Source organism: Nitrospirillum bahiense, assembly GCF_007828025.1.
GTDB classification, from domain to species: Bacteria; Pseudomonadota; Alphaproteobacteria; order Azospirillales; family Azospirillaceae; genus Nitrospirillum; species Nitrospirillum amazonense.
This window is the reverse complement of sequence record NZ_VITO01000008.1, coordinates 57,564-76,549: the sequence shown is the minus strand read 5'-3', so window position 1 is coordinate 76,549 and position 18,986 is coordinate 57,564. Positions and strand designations below refer to the sequence as shown.

Genomic DNA, 18,986 nt, shown 5'->3' with positions numbered 1-18,986 from the left:
AGGCCCCCTCAGTCGCCGGAAACGTCCGGCGGACGCGGGCCGCGTCCCACCGCCACCGAGGGTCGGTGGCGGGTCCTCAGTATTAGACTTTACGAAAGCTTCAGCGCGGCGCGCACGGCGGCCACCAGGCCGGCGGCCCGGTCCGCCATCTGGCCCAGATCCACGCCCGGCTTGTACAGGTCGCCGCCGGAGCCGAAGCCGGTGACGCCGGCGTCCACCCAGGGCTGCAGGTTGGCGGCGGTGACACCACCCACGGCGTAGACGGCGACGTCGGCCGGCAGCACGGCCTTCAGCGCCTTCACATGGCCAGGCGCGTGGCTGCTGGCGGGGAACAGCTTCAGGTGGCGGGCGCCGGCACCGATGGCCGCGAAAGCCTCGGTCCCGGTGGAGAAGCCGGGCATGGACACCATGTCCAGCGCCACGGTGCGGGCGATGACGGAGACGTCGATGTTGGGCGAGACGATCAGCTGGCCGCCCACGGCGCGCACCGCGTCCACCTTGTCCGGCGACAGCACCGTGCCCGCACCCACCAGGCAATCGTCGCCGAAGGTCTGCACCAGCCGCTCGATGCTGCGCAGCGGCTCCGGCGAGTTCAGCGGCACCTCGATGGCGCGGATGCCCGCGTCGTGCAGGGTGCGGGCCACGGCCACCACCTCATCGGGCGTCACCCCGCGCAGGATGGCCACCACGGGCATGTGCTTCAACCAGGCTTCGGTCATGACGCGTTCCTTCACAGGGGGGCCCTTCACAGGCGGCCCTTCACAAACGGCGGAAATAGGCCAGCAGGCCGGCGGTGGATTGCTCGGCGCCGTTCAGCGCCAGGGCGGCCACGCCGTGGCTGGCCAATGCCAGGGTATATAGGGCGTTCAGCGCCGGGGCGCCCACCAGGACCACCCGCGTGGGGGCCGGCCTGCCCAGCGCCCGGTGCCGGGCCAAGGTGGCGGCCACGTCGCCGCCGATGACCAGGCCGGACAGGAAGCCCAAGGCGTCCTTAGGACTCAGCAGACCCGCCATCTGCCGGGCGCGGGTTTCGAACAGCAGGTGCAGGACGTCGGCGCCCGCCTCCGCCACCCGGGCCAGGCCCTGGCGGAAGCCGGCGTCCGGCGTGCCGTCCCAGTCGGCCGCCCCGCGCGCCAGGGTGCTGTGCTTGGACAAGAGGGCGTAGATCTCGCCCGACATGGCGGTGGTGAAGCCGGTGATGCGGCCGTCCGACAGGTCCACCCATTTGGAATGGGTGCCGGGCAGGCACAGCAGGTGGTCGCCGGTGGCGAGACCCGGATGGGTGATGAGGGCACCCAGCACCTGGGTTTCCTCCCCGCGCATGACGTCGGGGGCCCCCTGCAGGTTGGTGCCCTTCACGCCCGGCGCGATATAGACGGGGCGGCCGTCGAGGTCGATGCGGTGCAGATACCCCGCGATCTCCGTCGCGCCCGCCGGGGCGGCGGCGTAGGGCACCTCCACCCAGCCGAGAGTGGACCCCACCATGCCGCACAGCAGCAAGGGTAGGCGGCCATGGGCGGCATCCCAGTCGGCCAGCAGGCCGCGCACCGTATCCGGGAAGCCGCCCGCCGGCACGGCGGCGGCCCCGGGACCGGTGCGGCTGTCCAGCACGGCGCCGTCCGCGTCAACCAGCGACAGGCGCAGGTTGCTGGTGCCCCAGTCGCCGGCGATGAAGACGGGTGCCGCCATGTCAGTGCGACTCCCGCGTGACGCGGTCGCCGCTGGCGCCCACCAGGAAATCCAGGTCGCAGCCCTTGTCGGCCTGCATCACATGCTCGACATGCAGGCGGTAGTAGCCGCGCGCCGGGATGGGGGCGGCGGGCTGGGCCGCCAGCTCGGCCCGGCGGCGGGCCAGCTCGGCCTCATCCACCAGCAGGCTCAGGCTGCGGTTGGGTCCATTCAGCTCAATCTCATCGCCGGTGCGCACCAGGGCCAGCGGGCCGCCGGCGGTGGATTCGGGTGCCACGTGCAGCACCACGGTGCCGAAGGCCGTGCCGCTCATGCGGGCGTCGGAGATGCGCACCATGTCCTTGACCCCCTTGGCCAGCAGCTTGGGCGGCAGGGGCATGTTGCCCACTTCCGGCATGCCGGGATACCCCTTCGGGCCACAGCCGCGCAACACCAGCATGGAGGTTTCGTCCACCTCAAGATCCGGATCGTCGATGCGGGCCTTGAAGTCCTCGATGGTGTCGAACACCACGGCGCGGCCGCGATGGGTCAGCAGTTCGGGCGAGGCGGCGTTGGGCTTCATCACCGCGCCATCGGGCGCCAGGTTGCCGCGCAGCACCCAGATGCCCGAGACGGGCTTCACCGGGTTGGCCATGGGGCGGATGACCTCGTCATTGTAGACCTCGCCCTCGGCCACGATGTCGCCGATGGTCATGCCGCCGACGGTGACGGCGTCCAGGTTCAGCTTGTCCTTGATCTTGGTCATCAGGCCCGGCAGCGCGCCGGCGTAGTGGAAATCCTCCATCAGGTACTGGCCCGACGGCTGCAGGTCCACCAGCAGGGGGATGTCGGCGCTCAGGGCGTCGAAGTCCTCCAGCGACAAGTCCACGCCCAGTCGGCCGGCCAAGGCCAGCAGGTGGATCACGGCGTTGGTGGACCCGCCGATGGCGGCGTGCACGCGGATGGCATTCTCGAACGCGGCGCGGGTCAGGATGTGCGACGGCTTCACGTCGTCCTTCACCATGGCGACGATGCGGCGGCCCGTCTCATGCGCCATGGCGCGGCGGCGGGCGTCCATGGCCGGCAGCGTGCCGTTGAAGGGCAGCGACAGGCCCATGGCCTCGATCAGGCAAGCCATGGTGGAGGCGGTGCCCATGGTCATGCAGGTGCCGGGTGAGCGGGACATGCCGGCCTCCGCCCCCATGAAGTCCTTCAGCGTCATCTCGCCGGCGCGCACCGCCTCGCTGAACTTCCACACGTCGGTGCCCGAGCCGATGTCCTTGCCGCGGTACTTGCCGTTCAGCATGGGGCCGGAGGAGATGACCATGGTGGGCAGGTCGACGCTGGCCGCCCCCATGATCTGGCCCGGCGTGGTCTTGTCGCAGCCGCCCAGCAGCACCACGCCGTCGATGGGGTTGCCGCGGATCGATTCCTCGACCTCCATGGCTAGCAAGTTGCGGAACAGCATGGCGGTGGGGCGCATCTGCGTCTCGCCCAGCGACATGGCGGGGAATTCCACCGGCAGGCCGCCGGCCTCCCACACGCCGCGCTTCACATGCTCCGCCACCTCGCGCAGGTGGGAATTGCAGGGGGTCAGTTCCGACCAGGTGTTGCAAATACCGATGACGGGGCGGCCGTCGAACACGTCACCGGGCAGGCCCTGGTTCTTCATCCAGCTGCGGTGGATGAACCCGTCGCGGTCCAGTTTTCCATAGCTGTGCGCGCTGCGTAACGTCCGCTTGCCGTCGTCGGTCATCGTCTACCGTCCACCTCGGGGCCTGGAACGGCCCTTGTCCTTGGGCACTGGGTAGGGTGATGGATGGCCGGCCCCTCCAAGGCGCAGGCCTGGTCGTGGCCTGGGCATGCAAGTCAACCGGTCGCCCGCGGCGGCTGATGGCATGGCGCCAAACCGTGGCCGCCCGCACCCGCCGTTTCCCCACCCAATGTCGTTATGGTAGGAGGTCCCGGCGCGGTTTGCGGTATCGTGACCGTGCCGGCCCGAACCCACGACCCGGCGCCCAGCCTCCGGTTCTTGGTATGATTTATCGGACAAAAATAGCCCCTGTAAAGGGGATTTGGTGGCATGGGGAATTGCGGCCCGGGTGGGACCGTTCTAACTATCCTTCCTGACCCGGCCGTCACGTGGCCCGACGCCCCATGGGCGCCCATGGACCCAACGCGTAAGGAAGGCGCCCCCATGCCAGACAGCAACCAGACCGCCACCGGTCCCATCGACACACCGGAACAGCCGCCGCCCGGTGCCCCGGAAGGCGTCACCCAGCATCTTTATCCCGTCTATGGTGATCTGGCGGGCAAGGCCGTGCTGATCAGCGGCGGGGGATCGGGCATCGGCGCCTATCTCACCTACGCCTTCGCGGCCCAAGGCTGCCGCGTCGCCTTCATCGCCCTGCGTGAGCAGTCGGCCATGACCCTGGTGCAGGCGGTTGAGGCCGCGACCGGCCAGCGCCCCCTGTTCCTGCGCTGCGACCTGCGCGACGTGGAGACGCTGCAGGCCAAGGTGCGCGAGGCGGAGGCGCAGATGGGCGGCTTCGACGTCCTGGTCAACAACGCCGCCCGCGACGACCGCCATGCCACCGCCGACTTCACGGTGGCGGAGTGGGATGACAACCTGGCCGTCAACCTGCGGCCGCAGTTTTTCCTGGCCCAAACGGTGGTGCCGGGCATGAAGCGTGCCGGCGGCGGCGCCATCGTCAACCTGGGGTCCACCGCCCACAACCTGGGCCTGGCGGGATATCCGGCCTATGTCGCCGCCAAGGCCGGCGTCACCGGCCTGACCCGGGCGCTGGCCCGCGAGTTCGGCCCCGACGGCATCCGCGTCAACACTGTTGTGCCCGGCTGGGTCATGACGGAACGGCAGCAGCGCCTGTGGGTGACGCCGGAGGCCCTGGCCGAAACCCTGGCCGCCCAATGCCTGAAGCGCCCCCTGTCGGGCGAGGACATCGCCAGCGCCGTGCTGTTCCTGGCCTCACGCGCCTCATCCATGATGACGGGGCAGTCGTTGGTGGTGGATGGCGGCCGCACCATGGGCTGAGGTCAGATCACCCCTGTCGCCCCGCCCCTGGGTCCCGCCAGCAGGCCAGCCACGCGGATCAGCGCGCCTTTCAGCGACGCCGCATCGGGGGCGGCGCCCAGGGCCAGGCGCACGGCAGCGGGCACCGGGGTGTCGGATGAGAGGAAGGCGTCGCCCGCCACCAGGGTCAGGCCGGTGCGGGCGGCGCGCTGGACGAAGGCGTGGGGCGTCCAGTCGGGCGGCAAATTGAGCCACAGGTGCAGGCTGTCGGGCTGGGCCTGGTAGCTGCCCGGGGGCAGCAGCTCCGCCGCCAGGCGCTGGCGCGTCGCCGCCTCGGCCCGGATGGCGTCGGTCAGGGCGGCGGCGATGCCGTCCAGGATCCAATCCGCCGCCAGGCCGGCCGCCAGGGGCGAGGGCATCTGTGTCTGGGTGCGCAGCACGCCCTCGAACCGTTCCGCCTGGATGGCGTCGGGCGCGGCGACATAGGCGGTGCGCAGGGCCGGCGTCAGGCATTTGGACAGGGTGGCCACGTGCCAGACCTGGGCGGGGGCCAAGGCCGCCAGGGGCGCGCCGGGGGTGGCCGCCAGCGCGCCATAGGCGTCATCCTCCACCACCGTCAGGCCCTGGGCCTGAATCACGGCGGCCAGGGCCTGGCGCCGCCCTTCCGACATCGTCGCGGTCGTCGGGTTATGGTGGGTGGGGGTGCAGTAGAGCAGGCGGGCGCCGCTGCTGCGACAGGCGGCCGCCACCGCATCGGGCACCAGCCCCTCGCCATCGCAGTCCACCGCCACCACCCGCAGGCCTAAGCGCGCCGCGACGGCGGTGAAGCCGGGATAGCTCAGCGTTTCCGCCAACACCACGTCGGCCCGCTGCGCCAGCAGGGACAAGAGCGCGTGCAGCGCCGCCTGCGCCCCCGGCGCCACCAGCACGCGGTCGGCATGGGGACTGGTGTTGGCCGCCAGCCCGGCGGCGATGTAGCGGCGGCGCAGCCAGGCGGCCCCGGCCGTGCGCTCCGTCGCGCCGCCGCCCGCGGCGCGATAGCCCAGACGGCGCCCCAGATCCGGCGCCCGCACCAGCCGTTCCAGCCCCTGCGCCAAGTGGGTGCGCAGCAAGGCCAGCGGCTGCGGCGGCACGTTCATGGACATGTCGATGTCGCCCTGGGCCAGGGGCGCCATGTCCGCCGCCGCGCGGTCGGAGATGAAGGTGCCCCGCCCCACCACGCCCGACAGCAGGCCACGGTGCCGCGCCTCGGCATAGGCGCGGGTGACGGTGGTGAGATCGATGCCCAGCGCCTCCGCCAGCGCCCGCTGGGTGGGCAGGCGTTCCCCCGGCACCAGGCGCCCGGCGCCGATGTCGGCCGCCATGGCATCGGCGATGGCCAGATAGAGCGGCCCGCCCCGATCGCTCAGCCGGGGCTTCCACACGTCGTCGTCGGCCATCCCATCCCTCCCCTGTCCGAAATTGCATGGATTATGTGTATGCGGACAATCGAAATAGGAAGCCCTGCAATGGCCTTATGCCATGATTTCCATCAAGTAGTGTCGGCTGACACAGCGACGGGACCATCCGCCATGCTACCCATCCCCGGTTGATCCTGAAGGGGAAGGGATAGAATGCGGGGCAGTGAGTTCGCCGACCTGCGCGCGTTCGCCACCATCGTGGCGTACGGCACCTTCGCGCGCGCGGCGGTGCAGTTGAGCGTCTCCCCCTCCGCCCTCAGCCAGACCATCCGGGGTTTGGAGGCGCGGCTGGGCGTGCGCCTGCTGAACCGCACCACGCGCAGCGTTTCCGTCACCGATGCCGGTTCGCGCCTCTACGCCCGCCTGAAGCCGGTGCTGGAGGAACTGGAGGCCGCCGTCGCCGACGTGAACGATCTGCGCGAGCGGCCGGCCGGCACCCTGCGCCTGACCTCCTCCCGCGTCGGGGCGGAGCGGTTCCTGGCGCCCATTCTGGGCCCATTCCACCGCGCCTATCCCGACATCGTGCTGGACACCACGGTGGACGACGTGGTGCGCGACATCGTGGCGGAAGGGTACGACGCGGGCATCCGCCTGGGCGAGATGATCTCCGACGACATGGTGGCCATCAAGCTGGGCGGCAGTTTGCGCCAGGTGGCCGTCGCCACCCCGGAGTACCTGGACCGCCACGGCGTGCCGCAGCATCCGCGCGACCTGCTGGACCACGCCTGCATCAACTGGCGCTGGACGGAAACGGGCCGCATCTACCATTGGGAATTCCAGGAACCGGGGGGCGACTGGTTCTCCGTCGCAGTGAAGGGCCCCATCATCGTCACCGACCGCAGCATGGTGCTGGCCGCCGCCCTGCAGGGCGTGGGCATCGCCCTGTGGCTGGAGGACCGCATCCTGCCCTATGTCAAGGACGGCCGGCTGGTGCCGATCCTGGAGGAATGGTCGGGCGCCTTCCCGGGGTTTTTCCTGTGCTATCCCAAGCAGCGGCACACGCCCCTGCCGCTTCGCGTCTTCACCGATTTCATGCGCGCGACCTACGGCTGATTATATACGTTTCTCTTCATTAATCGTTTCGACTATGGCGCATACCGCACAGAGCGGCCGCCCCCCATCTTCAGCGCATCCCCCGGCCCCTAGTCCCGTTTTAGGGCCCCGTTTTCCGGGCCGGCTTTCAGGAAGGATGTGCATCATGGTCAACGACACCCAGCAGGTCTGGTTCATCACCGGCGTTTCGCGCGGCTTCGGCAGGGAGTTGGCGCGCACCCTGCTGGATCAGGGCCAGGTGGTCATCGGCACCACCCGCGACGGCCAGAGCGACCTGCCCGCCGACGGCCGGCTGCACATCCTGCCGCTGGACGTCACGGACGCAGCCCAGGTCAAGGAGACGGTGGCCAAGGCCCATGCCCTGCACGGCCGCCTGGACGTGGTGGTCAACAACGCCGGCTATGGTCTGCTGGGCGCGGTTGAGGATGCCGACACCACCGCCACCCGCCAGATGTTCGAGGTCAACTTCTTCGGCGCGCTGGCGGTGATGCAGGCGGCCCTGCCGCTGATGCGGGCGCGGCGGTCCGGTCACATCGTCAACATCACCTCCATCGCCGGGCTGGCCCCGGGCGTGGGGTCCGGCCTGTACGCCGCGTCCAAGTTCGCGCTGGAGGGCGTGTCGCTCAGCCTGGCGCAGGAGGTGGCGCCCTTGGGCATCGGCATCACGCTGGTGGAGCCGGGCGCCTTCCGCACCGACTTCCTGACCGATCATTCCCTGCGGCTGACCGGCGCCCCCATCGCGGACTATGCCGCGACGGCCGGGGCGGCGGTGGCCCGCCTGCAGGCGCTGAACGGCAGGCAGCCGGGGGACCCGGTGCTGGCCGCCCGCGCCATCGTGGCCGCCGTGCGCTCACCCAACCCGCCCCTGCACCTGGTGCTGGGTACCGACGCCTGGAACCGGGTGCAGGCCCGGCAGGAGGCGTTCACCGCCAACCTGGCCGACTGGCGGACGGTGACCCTGGGCACCGACTTCCCGGCCTGATGTCACAGCGTTTCCAGGCGGCGGCGCGTGTCCGCCGCCTGGGCCCGCAAGGCCGCGCGGTCGGCGGGGTCCATGCGCGCCAGCTGACGGTAGGGCAAGGCCAGCCGGAGGTTGGCGGACAGCGCCGCCGCATGGCGATCCAGGAAGTCCCAGTAGAGCGCGTTGAAGGGACAGGCGCGCGGCCCCACCCTGGCCTTGCGGTCGTAGCGGCATCCCCGGCAATAGTCGCCCATGCGGTCGATGTAGGCCGCCCCCGAGACGTAAGGTTTGGTGGCCATCAGCCCGCCGTCGGCGAACTGGCTCATGCCCAGGGTATTGGGCAACTCCACCCATTCAAAGGCGTCGATATAGACGCCCAGGTACCAGCGATGCACCGCCGCAGGGGCCAATCCCGCCAGCAAGGCGAAGTTGCCGATGACCATCAGGCGCTGGATATGATGGGCGTAGGCGTGGCGCAGCGACTGCCCCACCGCGTGGGCCAGGCAGCGCATCCCCACCTGGCCGGTCCAGAACCAGGACGGCAGGGGCAGGTCGTGGCCCAGGGCGTTGCGATCGTCATATCCCGGCATGTGGGCCCAGTAGACGCCGCGCACATATTCGCGCCAGCCCAGGATCTGGCGGATGAACCCCTCGACCGCCGGCAACGGCGCCGCCCCGCGCCGCCATTCCTCCTCCGCCCGCGCCACCACCTCGGCCGGCGACAGCATCTTGGTGTTGAGGGCGAAGGACAGCAGGGAATGGAACAGGCGCCAGCCCCGCGTGCTCATGGCGTCCTGATAGTCACCGAAGTGCCGCAGGCCCTGCGCCAGGAAGGCGTCCAACTGCGCCAGCGCCTCGGCCCGGTTCAAGGGCCAGGGCAGCCGATCCGCCATGGGATCGCCGAAGCTGCCGACCCCGGCGGCGGTGATGGCCCGCCACAGGGCACCATGGTCGTGCCGCGGCCGGCTGTCGTCGGGCTCGGCCGGCAGGCCCGGCCAGGGCTTGCGGTTGTCGTGGTCGAAATTCCACTGACCGCCCACCGGACCGCCGTCGGGTTCCAGCAGCACCCCATGGACCCGGCGCATGTGGCGGTAGAAATGCTCCATCAGCCAGCGCCGCCGTCCCTGGAACAGGCCGGCGGCGGTGTCGCGGGCGCTGAGGAAATGGTCGGTGTCCACCATGCGGGCCGGTGACCCCAGGGCCTGGGTGTAGTCCGCCAACTGGCGATCCAGCCGCCATTCGTCCGGCGCCTGGTACTCGAAGGCCGTGGCGCCGTGCCGGTCCCGCAGCAGATCAAGGTTGGCGGGCAGCGCCTGGCGGTTGGCGGGATCGTCGATGGCCACGTAATCCACCCGATGCCCGGCCGCCCGCAGGTGCCGGGCGAAGTCGCGCATGGCGGCGAAGATGGCCAGGATCTTCTGGGCGTGGTGCAGGACGTAGTCCGTCTCCTGCCGCACCTCCATCAGGGTGTAGACCACGGCCCCGTCCACCTGGTCGAACCACCGGTGGCGGGGGTTGAGCTGATCCCCAAGGATCAGGCGCAGCACCGTCATGGGCGCCCCCGCGCCGCGCGCCGGCACCGGTCGGAACAGTACTTGACCTCATCCCACACCCGCAGCCACTTGCGCCGCCAGGCGAAGGGGCGGCCGCACTGGGCACAGATCTTGGTTGGCAGGTCGGATTTCCGCCGCATGCGCATGGCGTTGCTTCCCGGGATCACAGATCGAGGCTGAGCTGGCCGCGTGCGACGGGACGGGGCCGGGACCGCGGGGTCACCGGCTTGCGCGAGCCATGGCGGTCGACCAGCGCCGGCACCACGGCCTTGACCGCCGGCTGGGCCCGCAGGCCATGCACGCGGGCCTTGGCCGCCCGTGTCGCCGTTTCCAGGTCCACGACGGGCCAAGGGATGTCGCGTCCCACCCGCACGCCGCAGCGGTCCTGCACCTCCGGCGGCATGCGCCACGGCTCGAACAGCCAGCTGTCCGGCACCCGCCGCAGGGCGGGCAGCCAGCGGCGGACAAAGCGGCCCTGGGGGTCATGGTCGCGGGCCTGCTTCAGGGGGTTATAGACACGGGTGGTGTTCATGCCCGTGGTGCCCGATTGCATCTGCATCTGGCTCCAGTGGATACCGGGTTCGTAGTCCAGGAACTGGCGGGCCAGCCACAGGCCCACGGGCCGCCAGTGCAGCCACAGGGGATAGGCCGCGACCGAGACCAGCATGGCCCGCATGCGAAAGTTGATCCAGCCGGTCTCACGCAGCATGGCGACGCAGGCGTCCACCAGCGGCCAGCCGGTACGTCCGGCCACCAGCGCCTGGAAATGGGCCTCGTTCCATTCCCCTTCGCGCAGACCATCGTAGCCGGGATGCAGGTTACGCCATTCCAGCGCGGGTTCGCTTTCCAGCTTCTGGATGAAATGGCAGTGCCAGTGCAGGCGGCTCAGGAAGGCCGTCAGGCCCTGGCGACGGGGATCCGGTCCATCCGGCAGGTCCGCCAGCCGGCGGCGTGTCGCCTGCACGACCTCACGCAGGCCGACCGCCCCTTGGGCCAGATAAGGCGACAGGCGGGAACAGGCCGTGGGCGCGGAAAGGGGGGAGGACAGGCCGCCGCGATAGCGTCCGCTGCGATCATCCAGGAAGCTGTCCAGGACCGCCAGCCCCTGGCGCCGCCCGCCTGCCTGGCGCAAGGGCGGGTCGGCGGCATCCAGGCCCAGGTCCGCCGGACGCGGCGGCGGTGCGTCCGGCCACGGGATCGGGGAGAAGGCCATCGCCGGCACCGGCAGGCGGGGTGCGGCCATGCGGGTCTCCCATGCCGCCTGCCAGGCGTCGCGGCTGTCCAGACGGCGGACGACGCCGAACTGCGGCGTCTCATGCCACGGCACACCGTGGTCGCGACACCACCGGGCCACCGCCCGGTCCCGCCGGTAGGTCAGGTCGTTACCTGTCTCCTCATGGGAATGAAGCGCGGTGAAGGGGGCCTGGCGGTACAGGCGCTCCAGCACCTCCACCACTTCGCCCGTCACGACATGCAGGAGGCCGCCCCGCCGACGAAGCTCCGCCGCAAGGTCGCTCAGGCATTCGAGGATGAACTGGTAATGCTGGTTGGCGGCATCGGGCTGGCGCCAGAAGCTGGGCTCGATCACGTGAAGGCACAGCACGGGGCCCTGCCCCGCCGCCCGATGCAGGGCGGCGTGATCGTCCAGGCGCAGGTCGCGCTTGAACCAGACGACGCTGTAGGTCATGGCCCCCTCCCCCTCAATCACCACCGGCGCGGCGCCGGTCATGACTTGTACGGGGAGGAACCGGCCGCCGGATCACCGGCGGCAGGATGGTCCGCTTACTGGGCCAGCACGCGGGCCGCTTCCCGGGTCTTGTCCACCATGGTTTCAACCTGCCGGATGGCGCGGCCGATGTCGGTTATGTTTTCGGTCACGGTGTCCACCGCGCCGGCCGTCTGCTGCATGTTCTGCGACATTTCCAGCGTGACCGCACCTTGCTGCTCCACCGCCGCGACGGCCGAGGTGACGTGGTCCCGCATGGCATCGATGGACCGGCGGATGCCCTCCAGGGCGCCGACCACCTCGCCGGCCACGGACTGCATGCCGGTGATCTCGTCCGAAATCCCCTGCGTGGCGCTTGCCGCCTGGTTGGCCAGGTTCTTCACTTCCGTGGCGACGACGGCGAAGCCCTTGCCGGCCTCCCCCGCCCGCGCCGCCTCGATGGTCGCGTTCAAGGCCAGCAGGTTGATCTGGCCGGCGATCCCGCGGATGACGTCCACCACCCGCTCCATGGACTGGGCGACGGCGTTGAGGCGCTGCGTCGCCGACCCGGCGGTTTCCGCCTCGGCCGCGACACTGTCCACCGCCTGACGGGACTGGACCATGTTGGCCGCCAGCTCGCGGGTGGACGCGGCCAGCTCTTCCGCGCCGGCGGCAATGCCCTGGACCGCGCCGGCCGTCTGGTTCGCCGCCGCGGCCACGCCCTCGGACCGGCCCACCGACTGTTCGACGGCGGTATCGATCTCCTTGAAGTTGCTGTCGATCAGCTGCTTCAGGTTTGCCAGCATGCGCACCTGGCGGGTGATGTCGGTGGCATACTTCACCACCTTGTACGGACGGCCGTCGGGATCGAGGATGGGGTTGTACGAGGCCTCGATCCAGACCTCGCGGCCGCCCTTGCCCACGCGCTTGAATTGGCCCGCCTGGAACTCACCCCGGCGCAGGGTCTCCCAAAACTGGCGGTACTCTGGCGCGTCCTTTTGGCCCGGTTCCACAAAAACGCTGTGGTGCCGGCCCTCGACCTCCGCCGCCGTGTAGCCCATGGTGTTCAGGAAATTGTCGTTGGCGCGCAGGATGGTGCCGTCCAGGCTGAATTCGATGACCGCCTGCGACTTGTTGATGGCCGTGACCTGGCCCAGCAGATCGGCGTGTTCCCGCTTCGCCGCCGTCACATCGGTCGCGTACTTCACCACCTTGTATGGCCGGCCGGCGCGGTCGAGGATGGGATTGTATGAGGCCTCGATCCAGACTTCGCGGCCGCCCTTTCCTAAACGCTTGAACTGCGCGGCCCGGAATTCCCCCCGGCGCAGGCTGTCCCAGAACTGGCGGTATTCCAGGCTGTCCCGATACCCTGGCGCCACGAACAGGCTGTGATGCCGTCCCTTCACCTCGGCCAGGGTGTAACCCATGGCCTTCAGGAAGTTGTCGTTGGCGGTGAGGATGGTGCCGTCCAAGTCGAACTCGATAATGGCCTGGGATTTGCCAAGGGCGGCCAGCGTCGCCTTCATGTCCCGGATATGCCGCGCCAGAAAAGACCGAAACATTAACCACTCCGCGAAGTAAGGGTTCGCCCTTTTTAAGATGGTTAAAGGGCTCGCCCCGTAAAAGGACAGCGCACCGCTTGAAGACAAGCAGTGCATCTGACGGTTCTGGCAGGGGCGTTTGTTGCGGTGTGAATGTAGTGTTAATGTTATCGGTTGTCTAGACGGATTCTAAAGTTCGCACACATGGACATTACTTTCCTTGGTTAATATTTGATGGCATCCACCAGGGGACGGATACCTGCCGATCGCCGCAGGGCTTCCCCTCCTCTGCCAAATCCCTCATGATGGCAGGGACTTAACGACCAGCGCCATCATCCAGGGCAGGGGATGGGGTGCGCGGTCGCCCTATCCTTCTGCCACCCTGAAACGATAACCAGAGGTTGCTTTCTCCATGGCCATGTCCTGGTTCCGCCGTACCATGTTCATCGTGTCCACGTTGACTTTGACGACGGTGGGAACAGGCCGCAGCCAAACCGCTCAGCAAGTGGATACGCAGCAGGCCTCGCCGCGGATCACCCAGCAGCTGGAAAAGCCCGCCGACCCCGAACCGCCGCTGACCACCGCCTATCGCCCGTTCGAGGCGTTCGCGCCCCTGACCCTGCCGCAGGCGGTGAACCAGTACCGGTCGGGCAGCGGCCTGCCGGGCCCGGCCTATTGGCAGAACCGGGCGGATTATGAGCTGCACGCCCGCCTGGATCTGGCTAACCCCGACGCCCCGGCGCTGAGCGGCAGCAGCGTCATCCGCTACACCAACAACAGCCCGGACGCGCTGGACCGGCTGTGGCTGCAGCTGGACCAGAACATCTATCGCAAGGACGCGCGCGCGGCCGTGGCCGGCGGCGGCCGGCCCAGCCGGGGCAACACCGACGGCATGACCATCAAGGCGGTCGCGGTCGATATGGGCGACGGCAAGACCGTGGCCCTGCCCTTCCATATCGACGATACCCGCCTGTGGATAGACCTGCCCAAGCCGCTGGCGGCCAAGGGCGGCAAGCTGGCGCTGCACATCGACTACGCCTACACCATCCCCGGCACCTGGGGCGGACGCACCGCCCACACGCCGACGCAGAACGGCGAGATCTATGAGATCGCCCAATGGTATCCGCGCATGGCGGTTTACGACGACCTGCGCGGCTGGGACACCCTGCCCTATCTGGGGTCGGAATTTTATCTGGAGTATGGCGACTTCGATTACACCGTCACCGTGCCGGCCAGCATGCTGGTGGCGGGTTCGGGCGAGCTGGTGAACGGGGCGGAGGTGCTGACGCCCACCCAGGTGAAGCGCCTGGACCAGGCCCGTGCCAGCGACGCCACGGTCATGATCCGCACACCGGACGAGGTGACGGACCCCCATAGCCGCCCGCGCACCGGTGGCGAGATGACCTGGCATTTCCGCATGCGGAACACCCGCGACGTGGTGTTCGCCGCCTCCGCCGCCTTCGTCTGGGACGCCGCGCGCGTGAACCTGCCGGAGGGCAAGCACACGCTGGCCATGTCGGTTTACCCGGTGGAGGGCGTGGGGCCGGACAAGTGGAACCGGTCGACGGAGTACCTGAAGGCTTCCATCGAGCATTTCTCCAGCCAGTGGTTCCCCTATCCCTGGCCCGTCGCCGTGAACCTGGGCGGCCACGGCGCCGGGATGGAATATCCCGGGGTCGTGTTCGACGGGTACAAGGACCAGGGCAAGAACCTGTACTGGATCACGGCGCATGAGATCGGCCACACATGGTTCCCCATGATCGTGGGATCGAACGAGCGGCGCGACGCCTGGATGGACGAGGGGTCGAACACCTTCATCGACATCTATGCCCAGGACGCCTTCAACCACGGTGAATACGCCCCCAAGCGCGATGGGGAATACGCGCCCGGCGGCGGCAACCCGGTGGACGAGATCCTGCCCCTGCTGGCCGACGCCGCCGCCCCCAACATCGTCAACGCCCCCGACGGCATGTCGGAGAAGTACCGCCACCCCGTCAGCTATTTCAAACCGGCGCTGGGCCTGGTGCTGCTGCGCGAACAGATCCTGGGGCCGGAGCGGTTCGACGCCGCCCTGCGCCGCTATATCCGCGCCTGGGCCTACAAGCACCCCTCGCCGTCCGACTTCTTCCGCGCCATGGAATCCGGGGCGGGCGAGGACCTGACCTGGTTCTGGCGCGGCTGGTACTTCAACAACTGGGTGGTGGACTTTGCCGTGCGCAAGGTCGCCTATGCCGAGGGCGGCCCGGACAAGGGCGCCCTGGTCACCCTGGCGGCCCTGGACCGCCTGGTCCTGCCGGCGACCCTGCAGGTGGACTACGCCGACGGCAGCCAGCGCAGCCTCCGCATTCCGGTCGAGACCTGGCGCGGCCGGGCCGAGACCACCGTGCGCCTCGACGGCGGGCCCGCCATCACCCGCGTCACCATCGACCCCACCCACGCCCTACCCGACACCAACCGGGCCAACGACGTGTGGGAGATGAAGTAAGCGTAACAGCCGGCGGCCCCTTACAGCTCAGTGATGCCCGGCCCCTTCGTGGTGATGGGCATGCGGAGTGATGGTGGGCGCCTTGCCCGGTTCCACCATCTCCACCAGTTCCATCATGCCGTTGTCCTCGTGGCTGGTGTTGTGGCAGTGCATGACGATGGCGCCGGTGTAGTCCAGCGCCTGGCTGAGGAACTGCACCACCTCGCCGTAATTGAAGCCGGTGTTGGCGTCCACGTTGGTCAACCCGCCCGGGAAGGTGCAGTTCGTCCCCCCCACCGCCGCGGCGCAATTGATCAGCACCGTGTCGCGCCAGATGGGGAAGGCATAGTCGACCGTCCCCCGCTTCACCACCTGGAAAGGGTTGGTGTGGATGTGGAACATGTGGGTGTCGGCGGCGCTCATCACCCCCCACAGGTTTGTCTGGCCCAGGGTCAGGATGCGCTGCGGCCCGCCCTCGGCATTGAAGGGGCGGCCGTTGACCACCGAGGCGCCACCCGCCGATTCCGCGTAGGTGCCGCTGGTGAAGCCGAACACCACCCCCTGGGTGGGGGAAGCCGGCCGATCGGCCGCGTCCACCAGGGTGGCGGGGGCGTACAGCCGGTTCAGCTGGGACTGGGTGGGCAAGGCGGTCGCCGTGGGTCCGGATGCCGCCGCCACCACGTTCACCGTCATCACCAGCTGGGCGTCGGGGACCACACCAGGCTTGCACAGATCGCCGATGCCGGGCTGGCGCGCCAGGGGATCCTGCGAGGATTGCTGCCGCTTCACCACCGTGCCGGGGGCGGGCTGGACCAACAGGTACCGGCCGGGCTTGGCCGGCGCCTTGACCATCATGTCCAGGCGCTGGCCGGGCGCCAGGAACAGCAGCTCATTGTTGACCACCCCCTTGCCGTCCAGCTTGGCCACCGGTGCCGTAAGGCGCAGCGGCAGGTCCTCTTCCCCTGGTGACAGGGGGCGTTGCACCGGCACGCCGTCGGCTGCCAGGACATAGGCGGCGGGCGCCGTCGCCGCGTCCACGCCGGTTTGGGGTACCAGGCACATGGGCACCACCGTGCCCACCGTGGTGTTCACCACCCGCCACAGCTGCACCTCATCCGTCGTCATGGTGACGGTGGGATTCAGTTGGCCATTGACGGACAGTTTCTGGTTGACGTTCTGCACCGGCTCGGGCGCCGGCTGGCCGTCGACATAGGTGCAGCGGGCGAAGGAATAGACGCTCTTGCACGTCACCCGCTGCGGGCTGGTCAGGTTGGGCGCGGACTCAATACTTTGCAGCAGCATCACCTTTTCGGCCGCCCCCCGCACCGCGGGCAAGCTGTCGATGCCGTTCTTCTCATCCTGGATGATCAGCGCGCCGCTCATGCCGCTGGCCAGCTGCAGAGCCACCGCCCCGTGCTTGTGCGGGTGGTACCAATAGGTGCCGGCCGGATGCTGCTCCGGAATCTTGATGCGGTAGTGGTAGTCGCCCTTCTGGCACAGGCTGGCGTCGCCGTTCGCGTCCCGCACGCACATGGCCATGACATCGGCCGGCGTGTCGGCCGGATAGATGGCCAGCAGGACATTGTCGCCATCCTTCTGCGGGCTGACGTGCAGGCCGTGGGTGTGCAGGTTCAGCACGTCGAAGCCATGGGGCACGGCGTTGAACATGGTGCCGTCGCCATCGTCCGCGTCGAACGGCAGGCCGTTGGTGAACAGGATGTCCAGCGTGTCGCCGGGATGGGCGCGGATGGTGGGGCCGGCCAGTAGCTCACCCGTCGGCAGGGCGGCGCCCATGACCTGCTTGCGCGCGGTCACCGCCGCCTTCACCTCCGCCCCCTTGCGATCGCCGAAGCTGACGAAGGCGTTGGCCTGCACCTTCAGCGGCGCGCCGTCACCGTTGGGCAGGGTGAAGATCTGCGGGAAGGCCATCAGCTGCGACACGCCGGCCACCACCGGCACCGGTGCCGGCTGGACCAGTTCCCCCGCCGGCGCGGGGCTGGCGGCCAGTGCCGTAAGGGCCAGGACCCCCAAAACCAGTGCCGGCCGGCACGGCTTCGCGATAATGGACATGCACGTTCCCCCGTCAGCGTATCCCTTTGGGATAAACTGCCCGATAGACGCGCATAGATCCAGATGACACTACTTATGCAGGCATTTTATCGGCGACACCGGCCAACTGCAGCGTTCGGTCGTCAGGCTGGCCGTCGAAATACTTGTCCAGCGCATCCTGGAACAGGCTGTCGCAGTCGCCGGCCGCGAGGTGGAACAGGGTCATGCTGGAGCGGAACTTCAGCGCGTCCACCGGACCGAACACCGCCCGGGCGTCATGGCCGGGCAGCTCGTTGACCAGGCCGATCAGCTGGCGCAGGCGCCCGCCCAGGATGGTATGCTCCAGGTAAGCCCGCGCCTCGTCCAGCGAGGCCAGGGCGTAGTGTTGCGACGTCGCACTTTGGCCCAGCCCGGCGATCTGGGGAAAGAAGTACCACATCCAATGGCTGCGCTTGTGCCCGGTGGTCAGCTCCTGGATCACCGTGTCCAGCTGCGGGTTCTGGGCATCGACGAAGCGTTGCAGGTCCCAATGCGGGCTGGCGGTGGATGAGTCGACAGGGTGGTCCATGGCTCCCTTCCCTTGTTCCCACGACGGGCGGCGCACAGCATACGCCGCCAGCCAAAAGAAAACCGGCGCCCCTGACGCCCCCGGGGAGGGGATCAGGGACGCCGGCTTCCAACCGCCAACGAGGGACTTTTGTTCAGGGAGCGCAGGTATCAGGCGGCCTGGGCCACGAACAGGTCACCGATCTGGGTGTTGGCGGCGGTCAGCGCGCCGGCCTTGGCGTCGGGGCCCATGGCGACACCCTCGGCGCGAACGATGGTGACGTCGGTCATGCCCAGGAAACCCAGGAAGGCCTTCAGATAGGCTTCCTGATGGTCCAGCGCCGCCTCATACGGGGTGCCGGCGTATTTGCCGCCGCGGGAGGAGACGACGATGACCTTGCGGCCGCCGGCCAGGCCCTGGGGACCGGCCTCGGTATAGCGGAAGGTGCGGCCGGCCTGGGCCAGGCGGTCCAGGTAGGACTTCAGCTGGCTGGGGATGGAGAAGTTGTACATGGGCGCGCCGATGACCACGACATCGGCCGACAGCAGCTCGTCCACCAAGGTATCGACCAGCGCGCGCTCGGCCTGCTGCGCGGGGGTCAGGTTCTGGTCGGCGCCGAACTTGGCGACCGCCAGCAGTTCGGCATCCAGGTGGGCGGGGGCCACGGCGGCGACATCACGGTACACCACCTCGCCCGAGGGGTTGGCCTGCTGCCACGCCTGGACCACGGCGGCGGTCAGCTGGCGGGAGACGGAGGCCTGGGCCAAGGGGCTGGAGTCGATGTGCAGGAGCTTCATGATCCATACTCTCATTTCTGGGATGGGCGCCGGTGAGGACCGGCCGCCGAAGACCCCTTGAGATTGCCACTGGAACGCTCTTGCCATCAGGGGCCAGATTTCACACTCTATGTTCCATGATTGGAACAATGGCCGCCGCCGGCAACCGGGCGGCGAT

15 protein-coding genes are annotated in these 18,986 nt (G+C 69.0%); 4 read left to right on the top strand and 11 right to left on the bottom strand.

Annotated elements, in window-relative coordinates; translation table 11 throughout:
- Positions 1–89: 89 nt before the first annotated feature.
- Genes FBZ88_RS13450 through FBZ88_RS13440 form a run of 3 tightly spaced genes read right to left on the bottom strand, consistent with a single transcriptional unit; the run spans position 90 to position 3,424 of the window.
- Entirely contained in the window at positions 90–719 is a 630-nt protein-coding gene (locus FBZ88_RS13450; RefSeq protein ID WP_145617511.1) for a 2-dehydro-3-deoxy-6-phosphogalactonate aldolase, read from the bottom strand.
- A gap of 40 nt (positions 720–759) precedes the next feature.
- Positions 760–1,689 (bottom strand): 2-dehydro-3-deoxygalactonokinase, encoded by a 930-nt coding sequence (locus FBZ88_RS13445; protein WP_145617509.1) that lies wholly within the window; start codon positions 1,687–1,689, stop codon positions 760–762.
- A gap of 1 nt (position 1,690) precedes the next feature.
- Positions 1,691–3,424, bottom strand: coding sequence for an IlvD/Edd family dehydratase (locus FBZ88_RS13440; protein WP_145617507.1), 1,734 nt, complete (start codon positions 3,422–3,424; stop codon positions 1,691–1,693).
- Positions 3,425–3,865: 441 nt separating this feature from the next.
- On the opposite strand from FBZ88_RS13440, the gene FBZ88_RS13435 reads away from it, so the two are divergent.
- The gene (locus FBZ88_RS13435; protein ID WP_145617506.1) at positions 3,866–4,720 is read left to right on the top strand and encodes an SDR family NAD(P)-dependent oxidoreductase; all 855 of its coding nucleotides are present in this window, start codon (positions 3,866–3,868) and stop codon (positions 4,718–4,720) included.
- A gap of 2 nt (positions 4,721–4,722) precedes the next feature.
- On the opposite strand, the gene FBZ88_RS13430 is transcribed toward FBZ88_RS13435, so the two are convergent.
- Positions 4,723–6,138 carry an aminotransferase-like domain-containing protein gene (locus FBZ88_RS13430; protein WP_145617505.1) on the bottom strand — a complete coding sequence of 472 codons (1,416 nt, stop codon included), beginning with the start codon at positions 6,136–6,138 and terminating at the stop codon, positions 4,723–4,725.
- A 174-nt stretch (positions 6,139–6,312) separates the two neighbouring features.
- Between FBZ88_RS13430 and FBZ88_RS13425 the strand changes: the two genes are divergently transcribed.
- Positions 6,313–7,212 (top strand): LysR family transcriptional regulator, encoded by a 900-nt coding sequence (locus FBZ88_RS13425; RefSeq protein WP_145617503.1) that lies wholly within the window; start codon positions 6,313–6,315, stop codon positions 7,210–7,212.
- 145 nt (positions 7,213–7,357) lie between these two features.
- Complete coding sequence (locus FBZ88_RS13420; RefSeq protein ID WP_145617502.1) at positions 7,358–8,194, top strand: oxidoreductase; 837 nt, start codon at positions 7,358–7,360, stop codon at positions 8,192–8,194.
- A gap of 2 nt (positions 8,195–8,196) precedes the next feature.
- On the opposite strand, the gene FBZ88_RS13415 is transcribed toward FBZ88_RS13420, so the two are convergent.
- The 4 genes from FBZ88_RS13415 to FBZ88_RS13400 form a co-directional block, all read right to left on the bottom strand.
- Positions 8,197–9,726 carry a cryptochrome/photolyase family protein gene (locus FBZ88_RS13415; RefSeq protein ID WP_145617501.1) on the bottom strand — a complete coding sequence of 510 codons (1,530 nt, stop codon included), beginning with the start codon at positions 9,724–9,726 and terminating at the stop codon, positions 8,197–8,199.
- Complete coding sequence (locus FBZ88_RS13410; RefSeq protein WP_145617759.1) at positions 9,723–9,866, bottom strand: DUF2256 domain-containing protein; 144 nt, start codon at positions 9,864–9,866, stop codon at positions 9,723–9,725. The genes FBZ88_RS13415 and FBZ88_RS13410 overlap by 4 nt, the downstream gene beginning before the upstream one ends.
- A 23-nt stretch (positions 9,867–9,889) precedes the next feature.
- Entirely contained in the window at positions 9,890–11,413 is a 1,524-nt protein-coding gene (locus FBZ88_RS13405; protein WP_145617499.1) for a cryptochrome/deoxyribodipyrimidine photo-lyase family protein, read from the bottom strand.
- A 95-nt stretch (positions 11,414–11,508) separates the two neighbouring features.
- Positions 11,509–12,993, bottom strand: coding sequence for a methyl-accepting chemotaxis protein (locus FBZ88_RS13400; protein WP_186464381.1), 1,485 nt, complete (start codon positions 12,991–12,993; stop codon positions 11,509–11,511).
- A gap of 391 nt (positions 12,994–13,384) precedes the next feature.
- Between FBZ88_RS13400 and FBZ88_RS13395 the strand changes: the two genes are divergently transcribed.
- Positions 13,385–15,457 (top strand): M1 family metallopeptidase, encoded by a 2,073-nt coding sequence (locus tag FBZ88_RS13395; RefSeq protein ID WP_145617498.1) that lies wholly within the window; start codon positions 13,385–13,387, stop codon positions 15,455–15,457.
- 27 nt (positions 15,458–15,484) lie between these two features.
- Here FBZ88_RS13395 and FBZ88_RS13390 read toward each other — a convergent pair whose 3' ends face one another.
- From FBZ88_RS13390 to FBZ88_RS13380, 3 genes are all read right to left on the bottom strand, one after another.
- Entirely contained in the window at positions 15,485–17,506 is a 2,022-nt protein-coding gene (locus tag FBZ88_RS13390; protein WP_145617497.1) for a multicopper oxidase family protein, read from the bottom strand.
- Positions 17,507–17,579: 73 nt separating this feature from the next.
- A complete protein-coding gene (locus FBZ88_RS13385; protein ID WP_145617496.1) occupies positions 17,580–18,053 on the bottom strand; it encodes a DUF1810 domain-containing protein in 474 nt (157 codons plus the stop codon).
- Positions 18,054–18,202: 149 nt separating this feature from the next.
- Entirely contained in the window at positions 18,203–18,829 is a 627-nt protein-coding gene (locus FBZ88_RS13380) for an FMN-dependent NADH-azoreductase (protein ID WP_145612989.1), read from the bottom strand.
- Positions 18,830–18,986 lie beyond the last annotated feature (157 nt).

What these genes read in the sequence shown, in the direction of transcription:
- FBZ88_RS13450 (WP_145617511.1), bottom strand. Translation starts at nt 719, where the DNA reads ATGACCGAAGCCTGGTTGAAGCACATGCCCGTGGTGGCCATCCTGCGC.
- FBZ88_RS13445 (WP_145617509.1), bottom strand. Translation starts at nt 1,689, where the DNA reads ATGGCGGCACCCGTCTTCATCGCCGGCGACTGGGGCACCAGCAACCTG.
- FBZ88_RS13425 (WP_145617503.1), top strand. Translation starts at nt 6,313, where the DNA reads ATGCGGGGCAGTGAGTTCGCCGACCTGCGCGCGTTCGCCACCATCGTG.
- FBZ88_RS13380 (WP_145612989.1), bottom strand. Translation starts at nt 18,829, where the DNA reads ATGAAGCTCCTGCACATCGACTCCAGCCCCTTGGCCCAGGCCTCCGTC.
- FBZ88_RS13430 (WP_145617505.1), bottom strand. Translation starts at nt 6,138, where the DNA reads ATGGCCGACGACGACGTGTGGAAGCCCCGGCTGAGCGATCGGGGCGGG.
- FBZ88_RS13405 (WP_145617499.1), bottom strand. Translation starts at nt 11,413, where the DNA reads ATGACCTACAGCGTCGTCTGGTTCAAGCGCGACCTGCGCCTGGACGAT.
- FBZ88_RS13415 (WP_145617501.1), bottom strand. Translation starts at nt 9,726, where the DNA reads ATGACGGTGCTGCGCCTGATCCTTGGGGATCAGCTCAACCCCCGCCAC.
- FBZ88_RS13400 (WP_186464381.1), bottom strand. Translation starts at nt 12,993, where the DNA reads ATGTTTCGGTCTTTTCTGGCGCGGCATATCCGGGACATGAAGGCGACG.
- FBZ88_RS13410 (WP_145617759.1), bottom strand. Translation starts at nt 9,866, where the DNA reads ATGCGGCGGAAATCCGACCTGCCAACCAAGATCTGTGCCCAGTGCGGC.
- FBZ88_RS13440 (WP_145617507.1), bottom strand. Translation starts at nt 3,424, where the DNA reads ATGACCGACGACGGCAAGCGGACGTTACGCAGCGCGCACAGCTATGGA.
- FBZ88_RS13385 (WP_145617496.1), bottom strand. Translation starts at nt 18,053, where the DNA reads ATGGACCACCCTGTCGACTCATCCACCGCCAGCCCGCATTGGGACCTG.
- FBZ88_RS13395 (WP_145617498.1), top strand. Translation starts at nt 13,385, where the DNA reads ATGGCCATGTCCTGGTTCCGCCGTACCATGTTCATCGTGTCCACGTTG.
- FBZ88_RS13435 (WP_145617506.1), top strand. Translation starts at nt 3,866, where the DNA reads ATGCCAGACAGCAACCAGACCGCCACCGGTCCCATCGACACACCGGAA.
- FBZ88_RS13390 (WP_145617497.1), bottom strand. Translation starts at nt 17,506, where the DNA reads ATGTCCATTATCGCGAAGCCGTGCCGGCCGGCACTGGTTTTGGGGGTC.
- FBZ88_RS13420 (WP_145617502.1), top strand. Translation starts at nt 7,358, where the DNA reads ATGGTCAACGACACCCAGCAGGTCTGGTTCATCACCGGCGTTTCGCGC.